The organism is Pseudomonas sp. B21-028, assembly GCF_024749045.1.
Taxonomy (GTDB): Bacteria; Pseudomonadota; Gammaproteobacteria; order Pseudomonadales; family Pseudomonadaceae; genus Aquipseudomonas.
Map to the genome: position 1 here is coordinate 5,543,682 of NZ_CP087184.1, position 23,344 is coordinate 5,567,025.

Sequence of the window (23,344 nt, forward strand, 5' to 3'; positions counted from 1 at the left end):
CTTAGGGCCGCTACGCAGCCCAGCGGGGATGAATCCCCTCGCCACAAATCGTGTTTGGCCTGACCGTTCTATTGATCAGTTCCTAATCCGCCATCACCGGCACCCGCTCATCCAACACCCGATTGGCCAGCAATTCGCTCAGCTCGATCAGCTGTTGCACACCCAGGGCCACATGCCGACGCGAACCGTCAAGCTCGAAGGCCAGGTCGCTGAGCGTTGCGTTCGCGGATGCCAGGGTTTCGCTGAGATTGGCGAGGAGGCATTCGGCGTCAATGCCTTCCATGACGGTGAATAACTGGCTTGAGGCTGGTTTCTTTTTGACTTCAGGTGAAGGGGCTAGGTAATAGTCGAGAGCGCGCTTGGCGGCTTCATCGAGCTTTTGAGGATCGAGCCCGCCATGGGCTGATGAGGAATCTGTTTCAGGGGGATTGGGTGTGACTTTGATCATTGTGCATCTCCAAGGTTTTGGAGCTGCCACCGATCGCCGCGACGCGATTGGAGGTGGCAGCTGTACGCAGGTTCGCGGACCGAGACCTTAGAAACCCGGCATACCCTAGGGTATCCCGCGCACAGCCAGCCATGACAAAACGACAAGTACCAAAGCACAGTCGAGGGCTGGAATTATGCACTAAGTTAACGGGCCGCGACGCCCGGACGCTGAATTGGCAGCGACCGAAAAAGGTTAGCGATAAGCCTTCCCACCCGGCAACCGCCAAAGCTCGTCGGAAAAATCAGCTTCAGCTTGGACGTTGTCCGACCATTCCCACAAATCTCGAACGGCTGTCAGCTCGCTCACAACAACTCTGCGGCAACCTGTTATTTCTCAGCCAACACCAATCCTCGTGGGAGCGAGCCTGCTCGCGATGGCGGTGGGCCAGTTTGAATAGATATTGGATGTGCCGACGCCTTCGCGAGCAAGCCCGCTCCCACAGGGAGACCGAGGCCAGCCGCAAGCACAGGTCGGCTGTAGGGCCGCCTCGCTTTTTGGCTTTTGCTTTTGCTTTGCTTTTGATCTTCGGGCCCCATTAACCACGCTGGCCGAACGCAGGCATTGCGTAGTGGGCAACCCGGCATGGATGCCGGGTTAGCCGCGCTGGGCCATGGATGGCCCTTCGCGGCGGGCCCACGGAGCAATGCCGGAGTGAGGGCACACCGAGCCTAGGCGAGGTGCCGAGTGGTGGGGCCAAGCCTTTTTTGCTTACTTTTTTTGGCGTTTGAAAAAAAGTAAGCCGCCGTAAGGGCGGAACCGTAAGTGGCCGTTACCGCAGCAATGGATATGTACTCGACCAAAAACCGTGACCAACCGCAAGGCCGCCATCGCGAGCAGGCTCGCTCCCACATTGGATCGAAGTACAACCGAAAGCCCCTACAACCGCCCCGCCGGTGCATAAGGCGCAGGATCAATCACCGGCTCACGCCCCAACATCACATCCACGAACAACCGACACGAAGCCGGCGCCAACACCAACCCATTGCGATAATGCCCACAGTTCAACCAAAGCCCAGCAAACCCCGGCACCTCGCCTATATAAGGAACCCCCGCCGGCGACCCAGGCCGCAGCCCGGCCCAATGCCCGACCAACTCAGCCTCCGCCAGCGCCGGAATCAGTTGCTGCGCCGAAGCCTTCAGACTCTCCAGCGCCGCATCGGTCGGGGTCTTGTCGAAGCCCTCGCGTTCCAGCGTACTGCCCACCAAGATATGCCCGTCACGCCGCGGGATCGCATAACGGCCCTTGGCCAGGACCATGCTCGACAGGAAGTCCGAAGCGCACTTGTACAGGATCATCTGGCCCTTGACCGGCTCGACCGGCAACTTCAGGCCCAGGGTCTTGAGCAACTCCCCGCTCCAGGCCCCGGCAGCCAGCACCACCTGATCGCCACGAATCGCCCCGGCCGAGCTGTCCACCCCCACGACACGCCCGCCGTCGAGAATGAAGCCACTGACCTCGCATTGTTCATGCAGCGTGACCCCGGGCAGCGCCAGCAAAGCAGCTTTGAGGGACTTCACCAACCGGGGATTGCGCACGTTCGCCACGTCAGCCATGTGGATCGCCCGGGAGAAGCCGGCGCCCAGTACCGGCACCGCATCGTGGACCGCCGAGATATCCACGGGCCGCAACGGCCGCCCTTCCCGCGTCGCCCAGGCCAACGCTTCGTCCTGATCGTCCAGGTCCAGCCAATACAGTCCGGTGACATGCACCTGCGGATCGATACCCGTGGCCGCGAACAAACGCTGGCCCAACTGTGGATAGAAATCCTGCGACCAATGCGCCAGCGCCGTGACCGCCGGGCTGTAGCGCCACGGGTACAACGGCGAAACGATGCCGCCACCGGCCCAGGACGACTCCTGGCCGACACTGGCACGCTCCAGCAGCACGACACGTTGCCCTTCGGACGCCAGATTGAACGCCGTCAGCAGGCCAATGACTCCGCCGCCGACAATCACCACTTGCTGTTGCCTGGTCATGTATTGATTCGACTCTTAGGACAGAGGGCGCAACACAGCGCCCGATACAAAGAAAAACTAGCGCCCCCAACAGTCCTTGGCGGTCACACCACTAGCATTGTTGACCACGCTCCGTACGCCGGTGTTGGTGATCTTGAAGTCGCCACATTTGTCCGTTGCCATGGACGAGCCAGTCCTGCGCACGGCGGTCAGGGTGAAGCTCTGGTCTGTGAGTTCCTGCGTGATGGTATAGAAGTCGTTACCGCTGCTCAGCCCGGTTGCGCTATAGACGTTGTTCTTCGAATAGTTGCGTTCGAGGATCTGCGCCTGTTCCGACAACAGCCCGGCGATTTCAGTACGTCGGCCCTTTTTCATGTATTCGGTCAGGCTCGGGTAGCCGACGGTGATCACGATACCGATGATCGCGATCACGATCATGATTTCGATCAAGGTGAAACCCCGGTTGGTTCTGCGCATGTCCTTGCCTCTCACTGTATTTGTCGCCACATGACGCGACGGCTGCCGCCAACGGATTTGCTCAGCAGGTCGGTGATACCGCCACCGGAATCGTTCACGACCATGTTGGTGGCTCCGTTGGCATTGACGACGGCACTCAAGGTCGGGATACCGCCGGTAAACACCACCCCGGCGGAGATCGTGTCGAGGCTGTTGAGTTTGCCGTCGCCATTGGTGTCGATTACCGCATAGTTGAGCATCTTACCGCTGAACGCATCCACTTCGATCAACTTGCCGGTGCCGAAGCTGGCGCAGGGGTCGGTGGTGTCCACGGCGGCCGTGGTAAAGACAACGCGCCCAAGTACCAGGTTGGCCGGGTTGATCACCCGCTCCCCGGTCAGCGCGTTGTTGTACACCAGGGGCAGGTACCAGCCTTTTTTCGCCGGGTAAGTCACGTCGGTCTGGCTGGTGGTCACGAACTGCCCCGTGCTGCCGCCCGAGAATATGCCGGTAATCGATTGGGCCTGCAGGCTCGACACCGTGATCTGCCCGGCGCCACCGGTGGCGTCCCAGATCGAATAGAACGCCTGCTGGTCCTTGTTGAGCTTGTCCGTCGCCTCGTTGAACTTACCGGTACCGAAAAAGACCTGGACCCCACCCTGGGGGTTGTCCGCCAGCAACGGTTGAACCGTGATGGGCTGAGTCGCTCCGCCGGGTGCGGTGAACAAGGGCTGGCCGGCAAACGCCAGGCCCCAGGTGGTCGGGGACGTGCCACTGAGGTCGAACTTCCACATCCGTCCTTTCAAGTCGCCACCGTAGGCCGCTTGCACCACATTCTGGGAGTTGACCCGCAGCTTGACCGACGACAAGCCATTGTCGGTCTCGCTGCTGTTGATGACGATCTTGCGGATCAGCGAACCGTCACGGATATCCACCACATACAACGCTGCCACGCCGCTGTTGCTGCCATAGCCATTGGAAATGAATGCCGCCCAACGACCGTCCGCCAGCCGGGCGACTTCAGGACGGGCATAGGCATAGCCCAGGTCATTGAAGGTATTGGCCGTGTTGGCAACGGTCGGCGCGCTGATTTCCCACAGCGCCCGAAGCGTATTGCCGGCCGCCGCATCGAACAGTTGCACCGCAAAGAAAGTCCTGCCTCCGGCCCCGGTCCCGCCTACGGCCACGGTTTTCCAGGCACTGCCCGATTGCGTATCGAATACACCAATCTGACCATCTACCAGGAACTTGTGGCTCACCCCGTTGATGTAATTGGTACTGGCGATGTCATCCAGCCCTGGCAACACGCTCGAAGGCATATAGGCGTAACGCCGTGTGCCGTTGGCAGCGTTGATGACGCTGAAGAAGCCATCGTTGGCATTCACCACGAGGCTGGTGTTCATGGCCGTCGCCTTGGTCGCCAGGTACGTGCTGTAGCTGGTGTCGTTCAGCAGGTCCGCGGCGGTCTGGTCATTGGGCGAGGCCAGCACCAGCGGCGAGTTGATGATGTCTCCCAGCAACGCACTGCGCACCTTCAAGCCGGTCTTGTTGGTGCCCTTGCTCCATTCCACCAGATCGTTCCCGGTAATTCCCGTGGGCAGGTTCTGGTTGAGGGTGGTTTGCTGTGCCGTTGAAAAGTTGCCGTAGGCCAGGGTCACCGGCGCATTGGTCGCGGTGTTCCACGATTGATAAAGCGGCGCCGTGGCGCCAGGGACAATGGCAGTGTCCGTGGTCCATTGCACCGCAGCCCTGTTGACCGTGCCTGCCGAGGTGAAGCCGAACGCCCGGATAGTGCCGCGCCAGTCCTTGGGATCGTAGGTGGTCTGGTAGAAGCTGGAGGTGCTGGACAGCGTCGCACCGTTGGTGGTGCCGCCGCCCCCCGATCCGGCCTTGGAAGTGATGTCGCTCAGAGCCGATGTCAGGGCCGAGCTCAAGCCCTCGCTGTCGGTGGCCTGGTAATATTTGCCTGCGCCATAGCGAGCGGCGTCGGACAGCATCGGGTTGGTCGCGGTGAAGCCAACAGTGTAGGTATTGAGGTACTGCCGGGGGAAATCCGCGGTGTCCCAGCTCTTGCCGGTGGCATCGGTACCGGTGGAGCGCATGTCGATGTCGAAGGCGAATTTGGCTATGTCGTCCAGGTACAACGTGTCACCCTCGCCATCGCCAGTGGGATCATCCCCGTCGTTGGTGCTGATGCCGTCCCAGTTTGGCAGGCGGGGAACGCCCGTGGCGCTGACCTGCGGGTCGTTGCTGGGGAACGTCCGGTCATAGGTGGGCAAACCGTCGGTGATCACCACGCCGAAGTTTTTCTGGCAACGGTATTGGATCGGGCTGGTATAGGTACTGGGGGTACCGTTGTAGTAAGGCGTCATCCCGCGGAAATAGCGGGTGACTTCGTAATAGCTCTCGGCCAGCGGTGTATTCGCAACCGCGCCCAGGCCGTTGATAGCCGTTATCAAGGCGGTGTAGTTGGAATTGGCCTGGGTCTGGGTGACGCTACCGGCCACGGGTGACAGATCGCTGACGGAGCGGGCGATATAGCCTCCCGGGCCGGAGTTGCTGCTGTTGGGCGGATTGAAGGTGGCAAGACCGATGCGCAGGGCACGGTTGCTGGTGACCAGGTCGTTGGAGACATCCCGAGCCACGTTGATTCGGTAATCGCTGGGGATCGAGCCGGTGGTGAAGTCCCGGCTCGAACCGCTGGTCAGGGTCAGTAAATAAGATAAATATTTAGTTGTGTAGCGGGTATTCTCGCCCCCGACTGGATCGGGTAATCGCAGGCAAACCAGACCAAAGCCCGCTCGGTAAAAGCCGTACCAACCACTTAAACAGCCGCCTCGAAACAGACTTGCAAGCAAGACGTTTCCATCTTCCGCCGCAAGAGTCCGTCTGTTGCTGCTACTGCAACTTTTATCGTCGGTGCATACTTCAACCAGTGGCCGACTGAGCGTCGGATCAAACCCCGCCGCCCAGATGATGTTGTTCATACTCCCCGAATCATCGATCAGCAGCATCACGTTCGGCGTCACCGCGGCCGCGCTCAACAACGGCGAATCCGAAGGCGTGAACCCATAGACCGGGGCCGTCAGATACAGGCTGAGCAACACCCCCCACAGCATCTGTCGCCAGCCATGGCGAGCCTCAATACTTCGCATAGATGCTCTCCACCACGCTGCGCTGGTTGTCCCCCACCACCGCAACTGCCGTGATCCGGTATAGCGTCGCCGATGTCCCGTTTGGCACATTGACCGCCGCGAGTGTGGTGCCGATGTTCTGCACCCCATAGAACCCACCGGCGGCGGCGACCCAAGTGACTCCCGACGATGAATAGTACCCTGGCGCCTTCAGCGTGGCGGATTCCACAGGTGGCGCACATTGGGTCGCAGTAGTACAAACCGCCAGCGTGTAGGTTTCGACTTGCACGGCGTTCTCGCCCATTCTCAGCGCCGCCTCGGCCATCTGGAACGACTGGTTGCGCAGCATGACGCTGCTGGTCATCTTTTCCTGCAGGGTGGCGCTTTGCATCGACGACAGGCCGATCAGCGTGAGCAGCAGCAGGAAAACCAGGCTGACCAGTAATGCCATGCCATGCTGACGGTGCCCGAAGGATCTCGATCTCATCAATCGCCTCCTCACAAGAGCCGGTTGCGCAAGGCGGCAACCACGTTGAAGGTCTGGTCGCGCACGTTGTTCTTCGGATCGAAGAGCGTCAGGGTCAGGCGCACGCTGCGGATCAGTGCCGGATCAGGCGGGTTGCTGCTGTAGCTCGAGGCCGCAATATCCGTCGAGCTTCCGGCCACGCCAAAGGTCACGTTGAACGTGCGGACGTTGTCCACCAGCACCGCCAGGGTCGGATTGCCGGCCCCGGTGCCCATCGACAACTGGTTGTTGCTGAAGCTGTAGATCAACCGACGCACCGGAAACGCCAACTGCCCGGCCGCGGGAGCCCGCGCACCGGTATAGGCCGTGGCCGTGGTGCGGCAGTCGGACAGGACGGTCCAGGTCGGCACGCCGCCACTGTTGCCCACATCCGTCGTCACCAGGGTCATCTTCTGGTTGGCGTTGTCCCAGCGGATCGGCGTGATCTGACTGGCGTTGAAGTCCCCTGCCGAGGACGCGTCGGTGATGCTGCCCAGGCAACCGAACATCCCCACCATGCGAATCTCCTGGACCATCTTGCTCAGGGCAAAGCGCGCATCCTCCTGCATCACCGCCGCCGCACTCTGGCTGATGTAGGTGTTCTTGGCGGCGATGAAGATCTGCACCACGCCCAGGACCACGATGAGACTGATGACCAGCGCGATCATCAATTCGATCAGGCCGAAGCCCCGGCAGCGCTTGTTCATGGCGTCGCCACCGGATCGACAGCGGCGCGGCTGGTCAGCACGAAACTACGCCGGGCATCGGCCGCATTGCTGGTGTTGGCAGCCCGGGCATCGTCCCAGGAAATGGTGATGGTGTAGACCCGCTGGTTCAGCGCGATGGTGCCGGTGGCCGTGGCGCCGCCGAAACTGGTGATGTTGGTCTTGAAGTCGTAGAGGTCCTGGTCCCGGGTCACGTTGAGGTTGGGTGAACTGGGCGGCGCCACGGTGTAGTCGGCGCCGGAGTTGGCACGGATACGGTCCAGCATGTCGTAGGCGATGAAGCTGGCCTGGCTGGTCATGCGCGAGCTGTCGGTGTACTTCAAGGCGTTGAGCTGGATCATCGCCGCCCCCAGCAGACCCACGCCGAGAATCAGCACCGCCACCAGCACTTCAATCAGTGTCATGCCCTCCTGTGGCCTTCTACTGCAACCCTTCATCCGCAACTTCCACCCAATACGATTCGTCCATTGAGGCAAACGCTCAGCGTCCGGCTCTGCGTTCCCCGCACATAATTGAAGCTCACCGGGGTGGCCGGTGCCGATAACCCACCCAGGTTGTTGAAATCAATGTTGGTCACCTCTGAGGTTAGCGTCAGAGTCGCACCACTGCTCATTGCGGGAACAACCCGCAATACATTGGCCGGATTGCCAGTACTGTCGTACACCGTCAATTCGCCGCTCCAGACGCTGCCCTGGGCGGTGGGGCGAATGCGCGTGGTGACACCCCGGTCGATCGCCTCCATGCGGGCAAAGTTCAAGGCCCGGCGCAGATCGCCGATCTCGGTATCCGCCTTGGTGCCCTGCATCGAGCCGGTGAACGCTGGCACCGCCATGGTGATGAGGATCAGCAGTACGCCAAGGGCTACCAGGACCTCGATCAGCGTGAAACCTTTTGTACGAAGATCCATCGATGCCCTCCGTTGCCGTCGGCTATACCTGCTTCTGTAACGCTAGAACAAACCATCGGCGCTTGCCTTGTGGCGAGGGAGCTTGCTCCCGCTGGGCTGCGCAGCAGCCCCAAAAAGAACGGCCGCTACGCGCCCGAGCGGGAGCAAGCTCCCTCGCCACAATGAGCCCCCCAAGTCCTCAAGGACCGCTCCACACTCTCCAGGGAGGAGACACCATGCCCCAACAGGGTTTCAGCCTGATCGAACTGCTCATGGGACTGGCGATTGCCGCAATTGTTCTGCCATGGGCCAGTTCAAGTTTCAAAGCGCTTGTGGAAACCACTGAACGCAAAGACACCGCGCAACTATTGGCCAGCGGCCTGCGCAGTGCCCGCAGCGAAGCCATCACGCGCAATCGGACAGTGATCATTCAAGGGATAGACAACGATTGGAGCCAAGGGTGGCAGATCAGGTTGGACGACGATGGTCAGACATTGCTGGAACAGCGCAGCAATCGCACCCGGGTGGTGGGTAACTGGCCGGTGAAGCACCGGGTAAGGTTCGCCGGCCATGGCGCGGCATTGCTGCCCAGTGGCGCCTTTCAGGCGGGTACCTTGCACGTGTGTGCCCGACACCAGCCCATCAGCCATTACCAGGTGGTGCTGTCACCCACCGGCCGCGTCAGCCTGCGCAGCGAGGAAAGTGCGCAGGCCCTGTGCGAAAAGCGCTTAAAGCAGGGAACGGACGCGTAGTTCCTTGGGCATGGAGAACGTGATGTTTTCCTCCCGGCCGGCCAGCTCATCGGCACCGATGGCACCCCAGGCCTGCAACTGCTGGATCACACCACGCACCAAGACTTCCGGCGCGGAAGCACCCGCGGTAATGCCGATGTGCTCGACGCCGTCGAACCAGCCGCGCTGCATGTCCTCGGCACCGTCGATCAGGTAGGCCGGCGTTCCCATGCGTTCGGCCAGTTCACGCAGGCGATTGGAGTTGGAGCTGTTCGGGCTGCCGACCACCAACACGACATCGCACTCGTCGGCCAATTGCTTGACCGCGTCCTGGCGATTCTGGGTGGCGTAGCAGATGTCGTCCTTGCGCGGGCCGCCAATGGCTGGGAAGCGCGTACGCAACGCATCGATCACCCGGCTGGTATCGTCCATGGACAGGGTAGTCTGGGTGACGAAGGCGAGTTTTTCCGGGTTACGCACCTGCAAGGCAGCCACGTCCTCCTCGTCCTCCACCAGGTAGATCGCGCCGCCATTGCTGGCGTCGTACTGGCCCATGGTGCCTTCGACTTCCGGGTGCCCTTCGTGGCCGATCAGGATGCATTCACGTCCGTCGCGGCTGTAGCGCGCCACTTCGATGTGCACCTTGGTCACCAACGGGCAAGTCGCGTCGAACACCTTGAGACCACGCCCCGCCGCTTCGGTACGCACCGCCTGGGAAACCCCATGGGCGCTGAAGATCACGATGACGTCGTCCGGCACCTGGTCCAGTTCCTCGACGAAAATGGCCCCGCGGCTGCGCAGGTCCTCGACGACGAATTTGTTGTGGACCACTTCGTGACGCACATAGATCGGCGGCCCGAAGACTTCCAGGGCGCGGTTGACGATTTCGATCGCCCGGTCCACACCGGCGCAGAAGCCACGGGGGTTGGCGAGTTTGATTTGCATGCTGTGCCTCGTGTCTGTGGGAGCGAGCCTGCTCGCGATGCGGTGGACCAGTCGCCTCGGTAGCGATTGTGACTCAGCTATCGCGAGCAGGCTCGCTCCCACAGGTAGTGTGAGAGCAGTAATTGCCCGTTAAACCTTAAACCGCCTTGACCTCGAGGATTTCCACTTCGAAGTTCAAGGTCTTGCCCGCCAGCGGGTGATTGAAGTCCACGGTCACCTGGGCGTCGTCAAAAGCCTTCACCACACCCGGCAACTCGGTATTGGCCGCGTCGTTGAAGATCACCAGCAAGCCCTCGGACAGCTCCATGTCCTGGAACTGCGAGCGTGGCATGGTCTGCACGTTTTGCGGGTTGGGCTGACCAAAGGCGTTTTCCGGAGTCACGACCACGGTGCGCTTGTCGCCGGCCTTGAAGCCGAAGATCGCCGCCTCGAAGCCTGGCAACAGGTTACCGTCACCCACCTTGAACACGGCCGGGGCCTTGTCGAAGGTGCTGTCGACGGTGTCGCCGTTATCCAGGTGCAGGGCGAAGTGCAGCTTCACTTCGGTGTTTTGAGCGATACGCTGCTCAGTCATGGACGGCTTCTCCGGTTTTCTTGCTCTTGAACATGTCCAGGGCGAGCATGATGGCGCCCACGGTGATGGCGCTGTCGGCGAAGTTGAACGCCGGGAAATACCAGCGGTTCTGCCAATGCACCAGGATGAAATCGATCACGTGGCCCAAGGCAATGCGGTCATAGAGATTGCCCAGGGCGCCGCCGAGCACCAGCGCCAGCGCCACGGCCAGCCAGGTTTCGTCGCGGCCCAGGCGCTTGAGCCAGACCACCAGCACCGCGCTGACCACAACAGCGATCAGGGCGAACAGCCAGCGCTGCCAGCCCGAACTGTCGGCCAGGAAGCTGAACGCCGCGCCGGTGTTGTAGGCCAGGGTCCAGCTGAAGTAATCGGGGATGACCACGATCTGCTGGTACATGGTCAACGAGCCTTCGAAGTAGAACTTGCTGGCCTGGTCGATGACCAGGACCAGCACGCTCAACCAGAGCCAGCCCAGCCGTCCGAAACGGCCCGCTGCGTTAGGCATAGTGGCGAACCTCGCCGGTGCCGCTGATGTTGTCGACACAACGTCCGCAGATTTCCGGATGTTCCGGATTCACGCCGACGTCTTCGCGGCAATGCCAGCAACGGGCGCACTTGACGAAGCCCGACTTGACCACCTTGAGCTTCAGCCCGGCCACTTCGGTCACCACGGCATCGGCCGGGGCCTGCGCCAACGGCGCGACACTGGCGGTGGAGGTGATCAGCACGAAGCGCAGTTCGTTGCCCAGCCTGGCCAGGTCGCCGCTCAGGGCCTCTTCGGCGTAGAGGGTCACCTCGGCTTGCAGGTTGCCACCGACGGCCTTGGCCGCGCGCTGGATTTCCATTTCCTTGTTGACCGCAGTCTTGACCGCCATGATCCGGTCCCAGTAGGCACGGTCCAGCTCGAAGCCTTGCGGCAATTCGGTGAGGCCTTCGTACCAGGTATTGAGCATCACCGATTCGTTGCGCTCGCCCGGCAGGTACTCCCACAGCTCATCGGCGGTGAACGCCAGGATCGGCGCGATCCAGCGCACCAACGCCTCGCTGATGTGGAACAGCGCGGTCTGGCACGAGCGGCGTGCCTTGCTGTTGGCGCCGGTGGTGTACTGGCGATCCTTGATGATGTCGAGATAGAAACCACCCAGTTCCTGCACGCAGAAATTGTGGATCTTCGAGTAGACATTCCAGAAGCGGTATTCGCCGTAGTGTTCCTGCAATTCGCGTTGCAGCAGCAGGGTACGGTCCACGGCCCAGCGGTCCAGGGCCAACATGTCTTCGGCCGGCAGCAGGTCGGTGGCCGGGTTGAAACCGGTCAGGTTCGACAGCAGGAAGCGCGCGGTATTACGGATGCGCCGGTAGGCGTCCGCGCTGCGCTGCAGGATCTGCTCGGAAACCGCCATCTCGCCGGAGTAGTCGGTGGAGGCGACCCACAGGCGCATGATGTCGGCGCCCAGGGTGTCGTTGACCTTCTGCGGCGCGATCACGTTGCCCAGGGACTTGGACATCTTGCGGCCGGACTCGTCGACGGTGAAGCCGTGGGTCAGCAGCTCGCGGTACGGCGCGTGGTTGTCGATGGCGCAACCGGTCAGCAATGACGAGTGGAACCAGCCGCGATGCTGGTCCGAACCTTCCAGGTACAGGTCGGCACGCGGGCCGCTCTCGTGGCCCATCGGGTGCGAACCGCGCAGCACGTGCCAGTGGGTGGTGCCGGAGTCGAACCAGACGTCCAGGGTGTCGCTGATCTTGTCGTACAGCGGCGCTTCGTCGCCCAGCAGCTCGACGGCATCGAGCTTGAACCAGGCTTCGATGCCTTCGGCTTCGACGCGCTTGGCCACGGCTTCCATCAGTTCGACAGTACGCGGGTGCAGCTCGCCGCTTTCCTTGTTCAGGAAAAACGGGATCGGCACGCCCCAGTTGCGCTGGCGGGAGATGCACCAGTCAGGACGGTTGGCGATCATCGAGTGCAGGCGCGCCTGGCCCCAGGCCGGGACGAACTGAGTGTCCTCGATGGCCTTGAGCGAGCGCTGGCGCAGGGTGTCGCCGCTGGTTGGCTGCTTGTCCATGCCGATGAACCACTGCGCGGTGGCGCGGTAGATCAATGGGGTCTTGTGGCGCCAGCAGTGCATGTAGCTGTGTTCGATGACGGTGGTGTGCAGCAGCGCGCCGACTTCGGTCAGCTTGTCGACGATGGCCGGGTTGGCCTTGAAGATGAACTGGCCACCGAAAAACTCCAGGGATGGCGCGTACACGCCATTACTTTGAACTGGATTGAGGATGTCATCGTTGACGAGGCCGTATTTCTTGCAGATGACGAAGTCGTCCACACCATAGGCAGGCGAGCAGTGAACGATACCGGTGCCAGCGCTCAGTTCGACGTAGTCAGCCAGATAGATTGGCGACAGACGATCATAGAACGGGTGACGGAAGTTGATAAGTTCCAGCGCCGAGCCTGGCGCGGTCGCCAGCACCGAGCCTTCGAGGCCGTAGCGGGACAGGCAGGACTCGACCAGCTCTTCGGCCAGCACCAGCAGCTTGTCGCCAACGTCGACCAGGGCGTAGTTGAACTCCGGGTGGACGTTCAGCGCCTGGTTGGCCGGGATGGTCCACGGAGTGGTGGTCCAGATCACGATGGCGGCCGGCTTGGCCAGCTTGCCCAGGCCGAAAGCGGCGGCGAGCTTGTCTTCATCGGCAATCGGGAACGCCACGTCGATGGTCGACGACTTCTTGTTTTCGTACTCGACTTCCGCCTCGGCCAGGGCCGAACCGCAATCGAAGCACCAGTTCACCGGCTTGAGGCCCTTGAACACGAAGCCACCCTCGACGATTTTCGCCAGGGCACGGATTTCGCCGGCTTCGTTCTTGAAGTCCATGGTCTTGTAGGGGTTGGCGAAGTCACCCAGCACGCCGAGGCGGATGAATTCGGACTTCTGCCCTTCGATCTGCTCGGTGGCGTAGGCACGGCACAGCTCGCGGGTCTTGTCCGCGCCCAGATTCTTGCCGTGGGTCACTTCCACCTTGTGTTCGATCGGCAGGCCGTGGCAATCCCAGCCTGGGACATACGGCGCGTCAAAACCCGACAAGGTCTTGGAGCGGATGATCATGTCCTTGAGAATCTTGTTCAGCGCGTGACCGATGTGAATGGTGCCGTTGGCGTACGGAGGGCCGTCGTGCAGGACGAACTTCGGACGATCCTTGCCAATTTCGCGCAACTTTCCGTACAGGCCAATGCTGTCCCAACGCTGCAGAATCTGTGGTTCGCGCTGAGGCAGGCCGGCCTTCATCGGGAAGGCGGTGTCCGGAAGGTTTAGCGTGGCTTTATAGTCGGTCATTTAAGGCTCTTCATTAGCGATTGGCGCTGGTTGCGACAAGGGCACGGGCGGCGGCGATATCTGCATGGATCGCCGTCTTGAGCGCCTCCAGGGAGGCAAAACGCTGCTCTTCACGCAGCTTCTGGTGGAAAACCACCGTCAAACGCCGGTCATACAGATCGCCGGCAAAATCCAGAACATGTACTTCGAGATGGGCCTTGCCATCTCCCTGGACCGTGGGGCGCACGCCGATATTGGCGACGCCGGGCCAGGCCTTGCCGTCGATCTCGACGCTCACCAGGAACACCCCGGTCAGCGGCACACGACGGCGCTTGAGCTGCACGTTGGCGGTCGGCGTACCCAATTGGCGCGCCAGCTTCTGTCCGTGCAGGATCCGCCCGGCAATCCGGTACGGACGGCCAAGCAAGCGCTCGGCCAACTCGAAGTCGGCAGCGGCCAGGGCATTGCGGACCTGGGTGCTGCTGACACGCAAGCCATCCATCTCGACGGTCTGCGCCGCTTCAACGGTAAAGCCACGGGCGAGGCCGGCCTGCTGCAAGTAGGTGAAATCCCCTGCCCTGTCGCAGCCGAAACGGAAATCGTCACCGACCTCCAGATGCTTCACGTCGAGACCGCTCACCAGGATGGTTTCGACGAACTCGGCGGCGCTGAGCTTGCTCAGGCGCTCGTTGAAAGCCAGGCACAGGACCCGGTCGACGCCTTCGGCGGCCAGCAGTTGCAGTTTGTCCCGCAAGCGGGCCAGACGGGCCGGCGCGGTCTCGGGGGCAAAGAACTCCCGGGGTTGTGGCTCGAAGATGACCACGCAACTGGGCAGGCCCAGCTCCAGCGCACGCTCGCGCAGCCGCGCCAGGATAGCCTGGTGGCCACGGTGAACACCGTCGAAGTTGCCAATGGTGGCGACACAGCCCCGATGCCGGGGACGCAGGTTGTGGAGGCCTCGAACCAGCTGCATAACGCGCTTCTTGCTCATAAAGTGGCCGATTATAACCACACCCGGCGGTCAACGACAGGCAACACCGTAACCCAAAGTGATCGAACCGACAAAACCGCTGCCCGACCCGCCCTTATCGACAGTAATCCCTCAGCTCAAGGCCTTGCGATTGAAGTCTCGCAGACGGAACCCCATCAGCAACAACATGCCGAAATACGCCACCACACCCGCGACGACCAGCACGCCCAGGCGCAGGAAACGTTCGAGCATCTGCCCGTCGCCCCAGGCCGGCATGAAATACATCGCCCCGAGCAGCACCGCCGCCATCACCCCCACGGCCACCAACAGCTTGAGGCCGAACTTGCCCCAGCCCGGCTGCGGTTGATACATCTTCTGCTTGCGCAGTTGGTAGAACAGCAACCCGGCGTTGAGGCAGGCGCCAATACTGATCGCCAACGCCAGCCCGGCGTGGGCCAGGGGACCGATCAGCAAGAGGTTGAACAATTGCGTCATCACCAGAGTGAAAATGGCGATCTTTACCGGTGTGCGGATGTTCTGCTGGGCATAGAAACCTGGCGCCAGCACCTTGATCAGGATGATCCCCAGCAACCCCACCGAGTAAGCGATCAGGGCCCGCTGGGTCATCAGGGCATCGAACGCCTTGAACTGGCCATACTGGAACAGCGAGACGGTCAAGGGCTCCGCCAGGATCCCCAAGGCCACCGCGCAAGGCAGCACCAGCACAAAGCACAGGCGCAGGCCCCAGTCGAGAATGCGCGAGTACTCCTGGCGGTCCCGGCTGGCATAGGTCTTGGCCAGGGTCGGCAACAGGATCGTGCCCAGCGCCACGCCCAGCACGCCGGACGGCAATTCCATCAAACGGTCGGCGTAGTACATCCACGACACCGAACCGGCCACCAGGAACGAAGCGAAAATAGTGTTGATGATCAGGGAAATCTGACTCACCGATACCCCGAGGATCGCCGGCAACATCTGTTTCAGCACCCGCCAGACGCCGCTGTCGCGCAGGTTCAGGCGCGGCAGTACCAGCATGCCGATCTTCTTCAGGTAGGGCAGTTGGTACAGCAGCTGCGCCAGGCCACCCACCAGCACCGCCCAACCGAGGGCCATTACCGGAGGGTTGAAGTACGGCGTCAGGAACACCGCAAACACGATCATGCTGACATTGAGCAGCGTCGGCACGAAGGCCGGCACCGAAAACCGGTTCCAGGTATTGAGAATCGCCCCGGCCAGGGACGACAGGGAAATCAGCAATATATAAGGAAAGGTCACCCGCAAGAGATCCGTGGTGAGCTGGTATTTTTCCGGAGTATCGGTAAAACCCGGCGCCGTGGCCCAGATCACCCAGGGCGCGGCGAGCATGCCCGCCGTCGTGACGAGCGCCAGCACCAGTGTCAGAAGACCAGTGACATAGGCAATGAACGTGCGGGTCGCCTCGTCGCCCTTCTGGCTTTTATATTCCGCCAGGATCGGCACGAAGGCCTGGGAAAATGCCCCTTCGGCGAAGATCCGACGCAGCAGGTTGGGCAGCTTGAAGGCGATGAAGAAGGCGTCGGTGGCCATTCCGGCGCCGAATATCCGTGCGATGAGCGTGTCACGGACAAACCCCAGGACGCGGGAAAGCATCGTGATAGAGCTGACGGCAGCCAACGATTTGAGCAGATTCATGAAAAGAGTTTCAGCCTGTCGATAAACAGCAGGCGAACAACGCGCCCACTTGTGCGATACTCCGCGCCGCTAAACAGCACAGCGCCAAAGCCCGCGAGTTTACAGGTCACACGCCGGAAAGAAATCATCCGGTGCGTTGTACCTGCCATTCAGCGGAACGCGTCACCCGCCCTTGACAAGACCTCAACTCATCGGCATGATTCGCGGCCTATTTTGTTTGCTATTTCCCAAAAAGTCTTTCGAGGAGCTCGACGGTGGCCAACTCACCTTCCGCCAAAAAACGTGCAAAACAGGCTGAGAAGCGTCGCAGCCACAACGCCAGCCTGCGTTCCATGGTTCGTACCTACATCAAAAACGTAGTTAAGGCCATCGACGCAAAAGACGCTGAAAAAGCTCAAGCTGCCTACGTTCTGGCTGTGCCTGTTATCGACCGTATGGCCGATAAAGGCATCATCCACAAGAACAAAGCTGCTCGTCATAAGAGCCGCCTGAATGGCCATGTAAAGGCCCTGAACGTTGCCGCTGCTGCCTAAGCGACGCGCTCGTTAAAAAACCGACCTCAGGGTCGGTTTTTATTGCCTGGGATTTTTCACACCACGCAAATTTATGTGGGTAATGCCGCTCACTTAAGGAAGTAGCTAAACCTGTGGCGAGGGGATTTATCCCCGCCGGGTCGCGAAGCGACCCTTAAACCTGAGCATGCGATGTGTCAGGCGGGCTGAGGGGACTGCTTCGCAGTCCAGCAGGGATAAATCCTCTCGCCACATTTAGCCCTCTCACAGGGGCTATGTGTTGATTATTGAGGACGAGCCCACGGCAGGATTGGAATCGCCGTCACCGCGTTCTGCGGACTGCCCTCGATCACGCGGTCGCTGTAGACCAGGTACACCAGCGTATTGCGCTTCTTGTCGAGGAAGCGCACCACCTGCATGGTCTTGAACACCAGCGAGGTGCGCTCGCGGAATACTTCCTCGCCGTCCTTGAGCTCACCCTTGAAGCTGATCGGCCCCACCTGACGACAGGCGATGGACGCCTCGGCACGATCCTCGGCCAGACCCAGACCACCTTTCACGCCTCCGGTCTTGGCCCGGGACAGGTAGCAGGTCACGCCATCCACCTTGGGATCGTCGAACGCCTCAACCACGATCCGGTCGTTCGGCCCGACAAACTTGAATACCGTCGATACCTGGCCAATCTCCTCGGCCGAGGCCAGCAGCGGCATCGCCAACAGCAGGCCGATCAATCCTTTTGCCAAACCCATGTAATTTCCTTAGACAAGAATCAGGTTGTCGCGGTGAACCAGCTCAGGCTCAGCCATGTAACCCAGCAGACCGACAATCGCATCAGACGATTGGCCGATGATTTTCTGTGCTTCCAGCGCGCTGTAGTTAGCCAGGCCACGAGCGATCTCGCGACCATCCGGCGCCACGCACACCACCATTTCGCCACGCCGGAAGCTACCCTGGACCAGTTTCACACCCACTGGCAGCAGGCTTTTGTTGCCCTTCGACAACGCCGTCACGGCACCCGCATCCAGCACCAGGGTGCCACGGGTTTGCAGGTGCCCGGCCAGCCACTGCTTGCGCGCCGCCAACATGCCGCGCTCAGGCGAGAGCAACGTACCAATGTGCTCGCCCGCCTTCAGGCGATCCAGCACCCGCTCCAATCGCCCACCGATGATGATGGTATGGGCACCGGAGCGCGCCGCCAGACGCGCAGCACGCAGCTTGGTCTGCATGCCACCACGCCCCAGCGCGCCGCCAGTACCGCCCGCCACCGCATCCAGAGCCGGGTCATCGGCACGGGCTTCGTAGATCAGCTTGGCATCGGGGTTGCTGCGCGGATCAGCGTCGAACATGCCATCACGATCCGTGAGAATCACCAGCAGATCGGCTTCCACCAGGTTTGCCACCAGCGCGGCCAGGGTGTCGTTGTCGCCAAAGCGGATTTCATCGGTGACCACGGTATCGTTCTCGTTGATCACCGGGATGACCTTCAGCTCTACCAGCGCTCGCAAGGTGCTGCGGGCATTGAGGTAGCGCTTGCGGTCGGAGAGGTCATCGTGGGTCAGGAGAATCTGCGCCGTATGACGGCCATGCTCGGCGAAGCTGGATTCCCAGGCCTGTACAAGACCCATCTGGCCGATGGCGGCGGCTGCCTGCAATTCGTGCATCGCGCTGGGTCGCGACGTCCAGCCCAGACGGCTCATGCCGGCTGCCACAGCCCCCGAAGAGACCAGCACCAGCTCGACGCCAGCCTCATGCAAGGCCACCATCTGCTCGACCCACACCGCCATTGCCTTGCGATCCAGGCCCTTGCCATCCGCCGTCAGCAGTGCGCTGCCGATCTTCACGACCCAGCGCCGCGCACCCGTCACCTTGCTCCGCATCATTTTCAACCTTTGCCAGCGGACGGCGCGACCCAGCGCCGTCCATGGGATTATTCGTATTTGCGTTTTGCAGACACCAAAACGCCGCTCGAATGAGCGGCGCCCTGGAAACCGGCTGGCTGCGATGATAACACCGCGCCGAGCCACTTAAACCCTGTGGGAGCGAGCCTGCTCGCGAAAGCGCTGGATCAGCAGCATGGATACTGGCTGATATAACGCATTCGCGAGCAGGCTCGCTCCCACAGGTTTCGCAGCTTAACTGACGAACATCTCAGGATCAGTCGCGAACGTAGATGATCTCCGGACCATCTTCGTCATCCACATCCTCTTCGTCCCAATCATCTTCGCCGATGTCATGGACCGACTTGACGCCACTGCGACGCAGGGCACGCTGGTCATCCAGCGCCTGCAACTGTGCACGGGCTTCGTCCTCGATGCGCTGGTCGAGCTCGGCCAGCTCTTCCTTGTAGACAGGGTCGTTGGCCAGGCGATCGGCGCGATCTTCCAGGTAGCGCATGATGTCGTGGCACAGGCGCTCGGTGCCTTCTTTGGCAATGGCGGAGATCACGTAGACCGGACCTTCCCACTCCAGGCGGTCGACGACTTCCTTGACCCGTTCCTCGTGCTCTTCTTCGAGGATCTGGTCGCACTTGTTCAGCACCAGCCAGCGATCACGCTCGGCCAGGGCCGGGCTGAACTTGGTCAGCTCGCTGACAATGACTTCGGCAGCATCGGCCGCATTGCTTTCATCCAGCGGCGCCATGTCCACGAGATGCAGCAGCAGGCGGGTGCGAGACAAGTGCTTGAGGAAGCGAATCCCCAGGCCAGCGCCATCGGAAGCACCCTCGATCAGCCCCGGGATGTCCGCAACCACGAAGCTCTTCCAGCGGTCGACACTGACCACGCCCAGGTTCGGCACCAGGGTGGTGAACGGGTAGTCCGCCACTTTCGGCTTGGCGGCCGACACCGAGCGAATGAAGGTACTTTTACCGGCGTTCGGCAAGCCCAGCAGGCCTACATCGGCCAGCACCTTCATTTCCAGCTTCAGGTCACGCTGCTCGCCCGGCTTGCCTGGCGTGGTCTGGCGTGGCGCGCGGTTGGTACTGGACTTGAAGCGGGTGTTGCCCAGGCCGTGCCAACCACCATGAGCCACCAGCAGACGCTGGCCCGGCTTGGTCAGGTCGCCAATGACTTCCTGGGTCGCGGAGTCGATCACCGTGGTACCGACCGGAACACGCAGGACCAAGTCCTCACCCTTCTTACCGGTGCAGTCGGTGCTGCCGCCGTTGGAGCCACGCTCGGCATCGAAGTGCCGGGTGTAACGGTAGTCCACCAGGGTGTTGAGGTTTTCGTCGGCGAGCATGAAGATCGAGCCGCCATCGCCGCCGTCACCACCGTTCGGACCACCGTTTTCAATGAATTTTTCCCGACGGAAACTCATGCAGCCATTGCCGCCGTCGCCGGCTTTTACTCGAATCGATACTTCATCAACAAACTTCATGACACACGCCTCTCGCCATACGGACGAGTCGAAAAAAACAAGACATAAGACTCTTGCAAAAATGAACGCAGCGACCAGATCAAGCGCACGATAGCAGCGCCGGCAGCCCATACAAACAGCTTTGCAAGAGACTCACCCCACAAACGAAAAAGCCCCGTCGCAAGACAGGGCTTCTCCAGCATCCTCGCGATTAAGCCGCGACAACGCTCACGTAACGGCGGTTGAAAGCGCCCTTTACTTCGAACTTGATCACGCCTTCGATTTTAGCGAAGAGAGTGTGATCCTTACCCATGCCTACACCGTAACCGGCGTGGAATTGGGTGCCGCGTTGACGCACGATGATGTTGCCCGGAATGATTTTCTGGCCACCATACATCTTCACGCCAAGGCGTTTGGCTTCTGAGTCGCGACCGTTACGGGTACTACCACCAGCTTTTTTGTGTGCCATGAGTTCAATTCTCCTAGTGAGGAATTAGGCTGAAATTAAGCCTGAATACCGGTGATTTTGATCTCGGTGTACCACTGGCGGTGGCCCATACGCTTCATGTGGTGCTTACGACGACGGAACTTGATGATGCGGACTTTATCGTGACGACCTTGGGAGATCACTTCAGCCACAACGGTAGCGCCAGCAACAACTGGAGCACCGATATTCACGTCATCGCCATTGGCGACCAACAGAACGCGATCAAAAGTCACGGATTCGCCGGTAGCGATTTCCAGTTTTTCGATCTTCAGGTATTCACCTGGGGCGACCTTGTATTGCTTGCCACCAGTAACGATTACTGCATAAGACATGGTATTTCTCCGATAATCCTGCTCACCCAGCGCTTTATAAGAAGAGGTATTGGCTGGCATGGCTGCATGGGCTGGAAGGCCCGGATGCAATTGCGTAAGGCAGGTGCTGCCCAGGAAGTTCAGGGTGCGCGATTGTACGCAAGCTGTCCTGGCGATGCAAGTAGCCGTCCATCGTGCCTTGACAGCCCCGGACGTGGGTCCTAGCATGCCGCGCAACCCTTCTGGAGCGCCTGTCGCTGATGCAACCCCAAGCTTTCTACCGCGCAGTGGCGGACGATTTTAGTGCCGTCGACGGCATCATCAAGAAGCAGCTGACTTCCCGAGTGCCGCTGGTGTCGAAAATCGGCGACTACATCACCTCGGCTGGCGGCAAACGCCTGCGTCCTTTATTAGTGCTCCTGTGTGGCAAGGCCCTGGGCCGCGAAGGCGACGACCTGCGCCTGCTGGCTGCCACCATCGAATTCCTGCATACCGCCACCCTGCTGCACGACGACGTGGTCGACATGTCTGGCATGCGCCGCGGCCGCTCGACCGCCAATGCCATGTGGGGCAACGCCCCGAGCGTATTGGTGGGCGACTTCCTGTATTCGCGCTCGTTCGAAATGATGGTCGAACTGGGCTCGATGCCGGTGATGAAGATCCTGTCCCAGGCCACTCGCATCATCGCTGAAGGCGAAGTACTGCAGTTGTCCAAGGTGCGTGACGCCAGCACCACGGAGGAAACCTACATGGAGGTCATCCGCGGCAAGACCGCGATGCTCTTCGAAGCCTCGACCCACAGCGCCGCCGCGCTGGCCGGCGCGACCGCCGAGCAGAGCGAAGCGCTGCGCACCTTCGGCGACCACCTGGGCGTGGCCTTCCAATTGGTGGACGACCTTTTGGACTACAAGGGCGACGCTGAGACCCTGGGCAAGAACGTCGGTGACGACCTCGCCGAAGGCAAGCCGACCCTGCCGCTGATCTACACCATGCGCGAAGGTACGCCAGAACAGGCGGCCCTGGTACGCCAAGCCATCCAGAAAGGCGGGATCGAAGACCTGGAAAGCATTCGTGAAGCGGTCGAAGCTTCCGGCTCGCTGGACTACACCGCGAAACTGGCCCAGGACTACGTCGCCCGCGCAATCAAATGCCTCGATGCCCTGCCGGCCAGCGAATACCGCGATGCCCTGGTGGAACTGAGCGAGTTTGCAGTCGCCCGTACCCACTGATCCAAGGGCTTTTGTGGCGAGGGGATTTATCCCCGTTGGGCTGCGAAGCAGCCCCAGGGCCTGAGTCCACGGTGTGTCAGATCGTTTGTTGGGGGGCTGCTTCGCAGCCCAACGGGGATAAATCCCCTCGCCACAATGCCTTCGCAGCACCACCCGCCTCGCAAAAAACCCTATACAATGTGCGCCCTTTTGTCCTCCTGATACCCAAGGAACCTTAGTGAGCACGTTGCCACCCTGCCCGAAATGCAATTCCGAATACACCTACGAAGACGGCACTCAGCTGGTCTGCCCGGAGTGCGCCCACGAATGGTCTGCCAGCGGCGAAGTCGAAGCGACGTCCGACGACACCGTGAAGAAAGACTCGGTCGGCAATGTCCTGCAGGACGGCGACACTATCACCGTGATCAAGGACCTCAAGGTCAAGGGCACGTCGCTGGTGGTCAAGGTGGGCACCAAGGTCAAGAACATCCGCCTGTGCGACGGCGATCATGACATCGACTGCAAGATCGATGGCATCGGACCGATGAAACTCAAATCCGAGTTCGTCAGAAAAGTCTGAGTCTTCTGTACCCCATCCCGCGCCTGGCGTGGGATGGTTCTTCGCCCTCCCCGCTCCAGCCCCGCTTCGCAGATGCCAGCCAAACGCCAGCCATGGTGAGCTGCGAAAACCCATCGTCAGAAAAGAAACCGGAATACAAATAGAGTCTTGCTATTCTGATAATAAGAATTATTCTCATCAAACCCATCAAGGAGATGAGAACCATGACTTATTTGATCGACGCCTGGCTGGACCGCCCACATCCCTACCTCAGGATCCTGCATCGGGAAACCGGGGAAGTCTGCGCGGTGCTTGAAGAAGAAGCCTTGAGCGAACTACAGGATCAGGGAGACCTGGACCTCAACAGCCTGAACTCAAGCGAACCACTGGTGCTCAAGGAGCTGGTGCGAAACCTGTTCCTGTTCTGCTATGCCCGGGCGTTGCGCCCGACAGGTGATTTCAATGGCAGGTTTCACGGATGAGCACACAAGCCCCGTGGGAGCGAGCCTGCTCGCGATGACGTCGTGTCAGTCACATTACTCTCGACTGACCGACCGCC

24 protein-coding genes are annotated in these 23,344 nt (G+C 60.8%); 5 read left to right on the top strand and 19 right to left on the bottom strand.

All coding sequences use genetic code 11. From position 1 onward, the window contains the following. Nucleotides 1-82 precede the first annotated feature (82 nt). From LOY35_RS23980 to LOY35_RS24015, 8 genes are all read right to left on the bottom strand, one after another. Nucleotides 83-448 (bottom strand): DUF6124 family protein, encoded by a 366-nt coding sequence (locus LOY35_RS23980; protein ID WP_258627928.1) that lies wholly within the window; start codon nt 446-448, stop codon nt 83-85. Nucleotides 449-1,366: 918 nt separating this feature from the next. After that, nucleotides 1,367-2,467 (bottom strand): glycine oxidase ThiO, encoded by a 1,101-nt coding sequence (gene thiO, locus LOY35_RS23985; protein ID WP_258627930.1) that lies wholly within the window; start codon nt 2,465-2,467, stop codon nt 1,367-1,369. Between the two features lie 57 nt (nt 2,468-2,524). Next, nucleotides 2,525-2,923 carry a type IV pilin protein gene (locus LOY35_RS23990; RefSeq protein ID WP_258627934.1) on the bottom strand — a complete coding sequence of 133 codons (399 nt, stop codon included), beginning with the start codon at nt 2,921-2,923 and terminating at the stop codon, nt 2,525-2,527. Between the two features lie 11 nt (nt 2,924-2,934). After that, entirely contained in the window at nt 2,935-6,057 is a 3,123-nt protein-coding gene (locus tag LOY35_RS23995) for a pilus assembly protein (protein WP_258627951.1), read from the bottom strand. After that, nucleotides 6,044-6,523, bottom strand: coding sequence for a PilX N-terminal domain-containing pilus assembly protein (locus LOY35_RS24000; RefSeq protein WP_258627954.1), 480 nt, complete (start codon nt 6,521-6,523; stop codon nt 6,044-6,046). Before LOY35_RS24000 ends, LOY35_RS23995 begins: the two co-directional genes overlap by 14 nt. A gap of 11 nt (nt 6,524-6,534) precedes the next feature. Next, on the bottom strand, nt 6,535-7,248 hold the full coding sequence (locus LOY35_RS24005; protein WP_258627956.1) for a PilW family protein: 714 nt from the start codon (nt 7,246-7,248) through the stop codon (nt 6,535-6,537). Next, a complete protein-coding gene (gene pilV, locus LOY35_RS24010; protein ID WP_258627958.1) occupies nt 7,245-7,703 on the bottom strand; it encodes a type IV pilus modification protein PilV in 459 nt (152 codons plus the stop codon). The genes LOY35_RS24005 and pilV overlap by 4 nt, the downstream gene beginning before the upstream one ends. Next, nucleotides 7,700-8,173, bottom strand: coding sequence for a GspH/FimT family pseudopilin (locus LOY35_RS24015; RefSeq protein ID WP_047702607.1), 474 nt, complete (start codon nt 8,171-8,173; stop codon nt 7,700-7,702). Before LOY35_RS24015 ends, pilV begins: the two co-directional genes overlap by 4 nt. A 215-nt stretch (nt 8,174-8,388) precedes the next feature. Here LOY35_RS24015 and LOY35_RS24020 point away from each other — a divergent pair, with 215 nt between their 5' ends. Then, nucleotides 8,389-8,904: a GspH/FimT family pseudopilin gene (locus LOY35_RS24020; protein ID WP_258627962.1), complete on the top strand. Its 516-nt coding sequence runs from the start codon at nt 8,389-8,391 to the stop codon at nt 8,902-8,904. Here LOY35_RS24020 and ispH read toward each other — a convergent pair. The 6 genes from ispH to murJ form a co-directional block, all read right to left on the bottom strand. Further along, nucleotides 8,881-9,828: a 4-hydroxy-3-methylbut-2-enyl diphosphate reductase gene (ispH, locus tag LOY35_RS24025; RefSeq protein ID WP_230167279.1), complete on the bottom strand. Its 948-nt coding sequence runs from the start codon at nt 9,826-9,828 to the stop codon at nt 8,881-8,883. The two genes, LOY35_RS24020 and ispH, sit on opposite strands and share 24 nt — an antisense overlap. Before the next feature lie 136 nt (nt 9,829-9,964). Next, nucleotides 9,965-10,402: an FKBP-type peptidyl-prolyl cis-trans isomerase gene (gene fkpB, locus LOY35_RS24030; protein WP_258627969.1), complete on the bottom strand. Its 438-nt coding sequence runs from the start codon at nt 10,400-10,402 to the stop codon at nt 9,965-9,967. Continuing rightward, nucleotides 10,395-10,907, bottom strand: coding sequence for a signal peptidase II (gene lspA / locus LOY35_RS24035; protein ID WP_041024779.1), 513 nt, complete (start codon nt 10,905-10,907; stop codon nt 10,395-10,397). Before lspA ends, fkpB begins: the two co-directional genes overlap by 8 nt. Then, nucleotides 10,900-13,731 carry an isoleucine--tRNA ligase gene (gene ileS, locus LOY35_RS24040; protein WP_258627972.1) on the bottom strand — a complete coding sequence of 944 codons (2,832 nt, stop codon included), beginning with the start codon at nt 13,729-13,731 and terminating at the stop codon, nt 10,900-10,902. Before ileS ends, lspA begins: the two co-directional genes overlap by 8 nt. A 13-nt stretch (nt 13,732-13,744) precedes the next feature. Next, nucleotides 13,745-14,683, bottom strand: coding sequence for a bifunctional riboflavin kinase/FAD synthetase (gene ribF, locus LOY35_RS24045; RefSeq protein WP_258627974.1), 939 nt, complete (start codon nt 14,681-14,683; stop codon nt 13,745-13,747). Nucleotides 14,684-14,812: 129 nt separating this feature from the next. Then, nucleotides 14,813-16,351, bottom strand: coding sequence for a murein biosynthesis integral membrane protein MurJ (gene murJ / locus LOY35_RS24050; protein WP_258627981.1), 1,539 nt, complete (start codon nt 16,349-16,351; stop codon nt 14,813-14,815). 254 nt (nt 16,352-16,605) lie between these two features. Here murJ and rpsT point away from each other — a divergent pair, with 254 nt between their 5' ends. Continuing rightward, entirely contained in the window at nt 16,606-16,884 is a 279-nt protein-coding gene (gene rpsT / locus LOY35_RS24055) for a 30S ribosomal protein S20 (RefSeq protein WP_020798646.1), read from the top strand. A gap of 263 nt (nt 16,885-17,147) precedes the next feature. Here the strand turns inward: rpsT and LOY35_RS24060 are convergent, their stop codons facing one another. The 5 genes from LOY35_RS24060 to rplU all read right to left on the bottom strand — a co-directional run bounded on the left by LOY35_RS24060 (nt 17,148) and on the right by rplU (nt 21,039). Then, entirely contained in the window at nt 17,148-17,612 is a 465-nt protein-coding gene (locus LOY35_RS24060; RefSeq protein WP_258627995.1) for a CreA family protein, read from the bottom strand. A gap of 9 nt (nt 17,613-17,621) precedes the next feature. After that, the gene (gene proB / locus LOY35_RS24065; RefSeq protein ID WP_041024783.1) at nt 17,622-18,740 is read right to left on the bottom strand and encodes a glutamate 5-kinase; all 1,119 of its coding nucleotides are present in this window, start codon (nt 18,738-18,740) and stop codon (nt 17,622-17,624) included. Nucleotides 18,741-19,017: 277 nt separating this feature from the next. Then, nucleotides 19,018-20,241: an Obg family GTPase CgtA gene (gene cgtA, locus LOY35_RS24070; RefSeq protein ID WP_258628001.1), complete on the bottom strand. Its 1,224-nt coding sequence runs from the start codon at nt 20,239-20,241 to the stop codon at nt 19,018-19,020. A gap of 190 nt (nt 20,242-20,431) precedes the next feature. Then, on the bottom strand, nt 20,432-20,689 hold the full coding sequence (rpmA, locus tag LOY35_RS24075; RefSeq protein ID WP_003176049.1) for a 50S ribosomal protein L27: 258 nt from the start codon (nt 20,687-20,689) through the stop codon (nt 20,432-20,434). A gap of 35 nt (nt 20,690-20,724) precedes the next feature. After that, complete coding sequence (rplU, locus tag LOY35_RS24080) at nt 20,725-21,039, bottom strand: 50S ribosomal protein L21 (protein WP_003176051.1); 315 nt, start codon at nt 21,037-21,039, stop codon at nt 20,725-20,727. 239 nt (nt 21,040-21,278) lie between these two features. Between rplU and LOY35_RS24085 the strand changes: the two genes are divergently transcribed. From LOY35_RS24085 to LOY35_RS24095, 3 genes are all read left to right on the top strand, one after another. Further along, nucleotides 21,279-22,247: a polyprenyl synthetase family protein gene (locus tag LOY35_RS24085; protein ID WP_258628004.1), complete on the top strand. Its 969-nt coding sequence runs from the start codon at nt 21,279-21,281 to the stop codon at nt 22,245-22,247. Between the two features lie 217 nt (nt 22,248-22,464). Then, nucleotides 22,465-22,806 (top strand): zinc ribbon domain-containing protein YjdM, encoded by a 342-nt coding sequence (locus tag LOY35_RS24090; protein ID WP_258628006.1) that lies wholly within the window; start codon nt 22,465-22,467, stop codon nt 22,804-22,806. A gap of 203 nt (nt 22,807-23,009) precedes the next feature. Continuing rightward, nucleotides 23,010-23,267, top strand: a complete 258-nt coding sequence (locus LOY35_RS24095) for a hypothetical protein (protein ID WP_042731942.1) — start codon at nt 23,010-23,012, stop codon at nt 23,265-23,267. Nucleotides 23,268-23,344 lie beyond the last annotated feature (77 nt).

Excerpts from the sequence above, each read along its gene's own strand:
- LOY35_RS23980 (WP_258627928.1), bottom strand. The coding sequence starts at position 448 with ATGATCAAAGTCACACCCAATCCCCCTGAAACAGATTCCTCATCAGCC.
- thiO (WP_258627930.1), bottom strand. The coding sequence starts at position 2,467 with ATGACCAGGCAACAGCAAGTGGTGATTGTCGGCGGCGGAGTCATTGGC.
- LOY35_RS23990 (WP_258627934.1), bottom strand. The coding sequence starts at position 2,923 with ATGCGCAGAACCAACCGGGGTTTCACCTTGATCGAAATCATGATCGTG.
- LOY35_RS23995 (WP_258627951.1), bottom strand. The coding sequence starts at position 6,057 with ATGCGAAGTATTGAGGCTCGCCATGGCTGGCGACAGATGCTGTGGGGG.
- LOY35_RS24000 (WP_258627954.1), bottom strand. The coding sequence starts at position 6,523 with ATGAGATCGAGATCCTTCGGGCACCGTCAGCATGGCATGGCATTACTG.
- LOY35_RS24005 (WP_258627956.1), bottom strand. The coding sequence starts at position 7,248 with ATGAACAAGCGCTGCCGGGGCTTCGGCCTGATCGAATTGATGATCGCG.
- pilV (WP_258627958.1), bottom strand. The coding sequence starts at position 7,703 with ATGAAGGGTTGCAGTAGAAGGCCACAGGAGGGCATGACACTGATTGAA.
- LOY35_RS24015 (WP_047702607.1), bottom strand. The coding sequence starts at position 8,173 with ATGGATCTTCGTACAAAAGGTTTCACGCTGATCGAGGTCCTGGTAGCC.
- LOY35_RS24020 (WP_258627962.1), top strand. The coding sequence starts at position 8,389 with ATGCCCCAACAGGGTTTCAGCCTGATCGAACTGCTCATGGGACTGGCG.
- ispH (WP_230167279.1), bottom strand. The coding sequence starts at position 9,828 with ATGCAAATCAAACTCGCCAACCCCCGTGGCTTCTGCGCCGGTGTGGAC.
- fkpB (WP_258627969.1), bottom strand. The coding sequence starts at position 10,402 with ATGACTGAGCAGCGTATCGCTCAAAACACCGAAGTGAAGCTGCACTTC.
- lspA (WP_041024779.1), bottom strand. The coding sequence starts at position 10,907 with ATGCCTAACGCAGCGGGCCGTTTCGGACGGCTGGGCTGGCTCTGGTTG.
- ileS (WP_258627972.1), bottom strand. The coding sequence starts at position 13,731 with ATGACCGACTATAAAGCCACGCTAAACCTTCCGGACACCGCCTTCCCG.
- ribF (WP_258627974.1), bottom strand. The coding sequence starts at position 14,683 with ATGCAGCTGGTTCGAGGCCTCCACAACCTGCGTCCCCGGCATCGGGGC.
- murJ (WP_258627981.1), bottom strand. The coding sequence starts at position 16,351 with ATGAATCTGCTCAAATCGTTGGCTGCCGTCAGCTCTATCACGATGCTT.
- LOY35_RS24060 (WP_258627995.1), bottom strand. The coding sequence starts at position 17,612 with ATGGGTTTGGCAAAAGGATTGATCGGCCTGCTGTTGGCGATGCCGCTG.
- proB (WP_041024783.1), bottom strand. The coding sequence starts at position 18,740 with ATGCGGAGCAAGGTGACGGGTGCGCGGCGCTGGGTCGTGAAGATCGGC.
- cgtA (WP_258628001.1), bottom strand. The coding sequence starts at position 20,241 with ATGAAGTTTGTTGATGAAGTATCGATTCGAGTAAAAGCCGGCGACGGC.
- rpmA (WP_003176049.1), bottom strand. The coding sequence starts at position 20,689 with ATGGCACACAAAAAAGCTGGTGGTAGTACCCGTAACGGTCGCGACTCA.
- rplU (WP_003176051.1), bottom strand. The coding sequence starts at position 21,039 with ATGTCTTATGCAGTAATCGTTACTGGTGGCAAGCAATACAAGGTCGCC.
- LOY35_RS24085 (WP_258628004.1), top strand. The coding sequence starts at position 21,279 with ATGCAACCCCAAGCTTTCTACCGCGCAGTGGCGGACGATTTTAGTGCC.
- LOY35_RS24095 (WP_042731942.1), top strand. The coding sequence starts at position 23,010 with ATGACTTATTTGATCGACGCCTGGCTGGACCGCCCACATCCCTACCTC.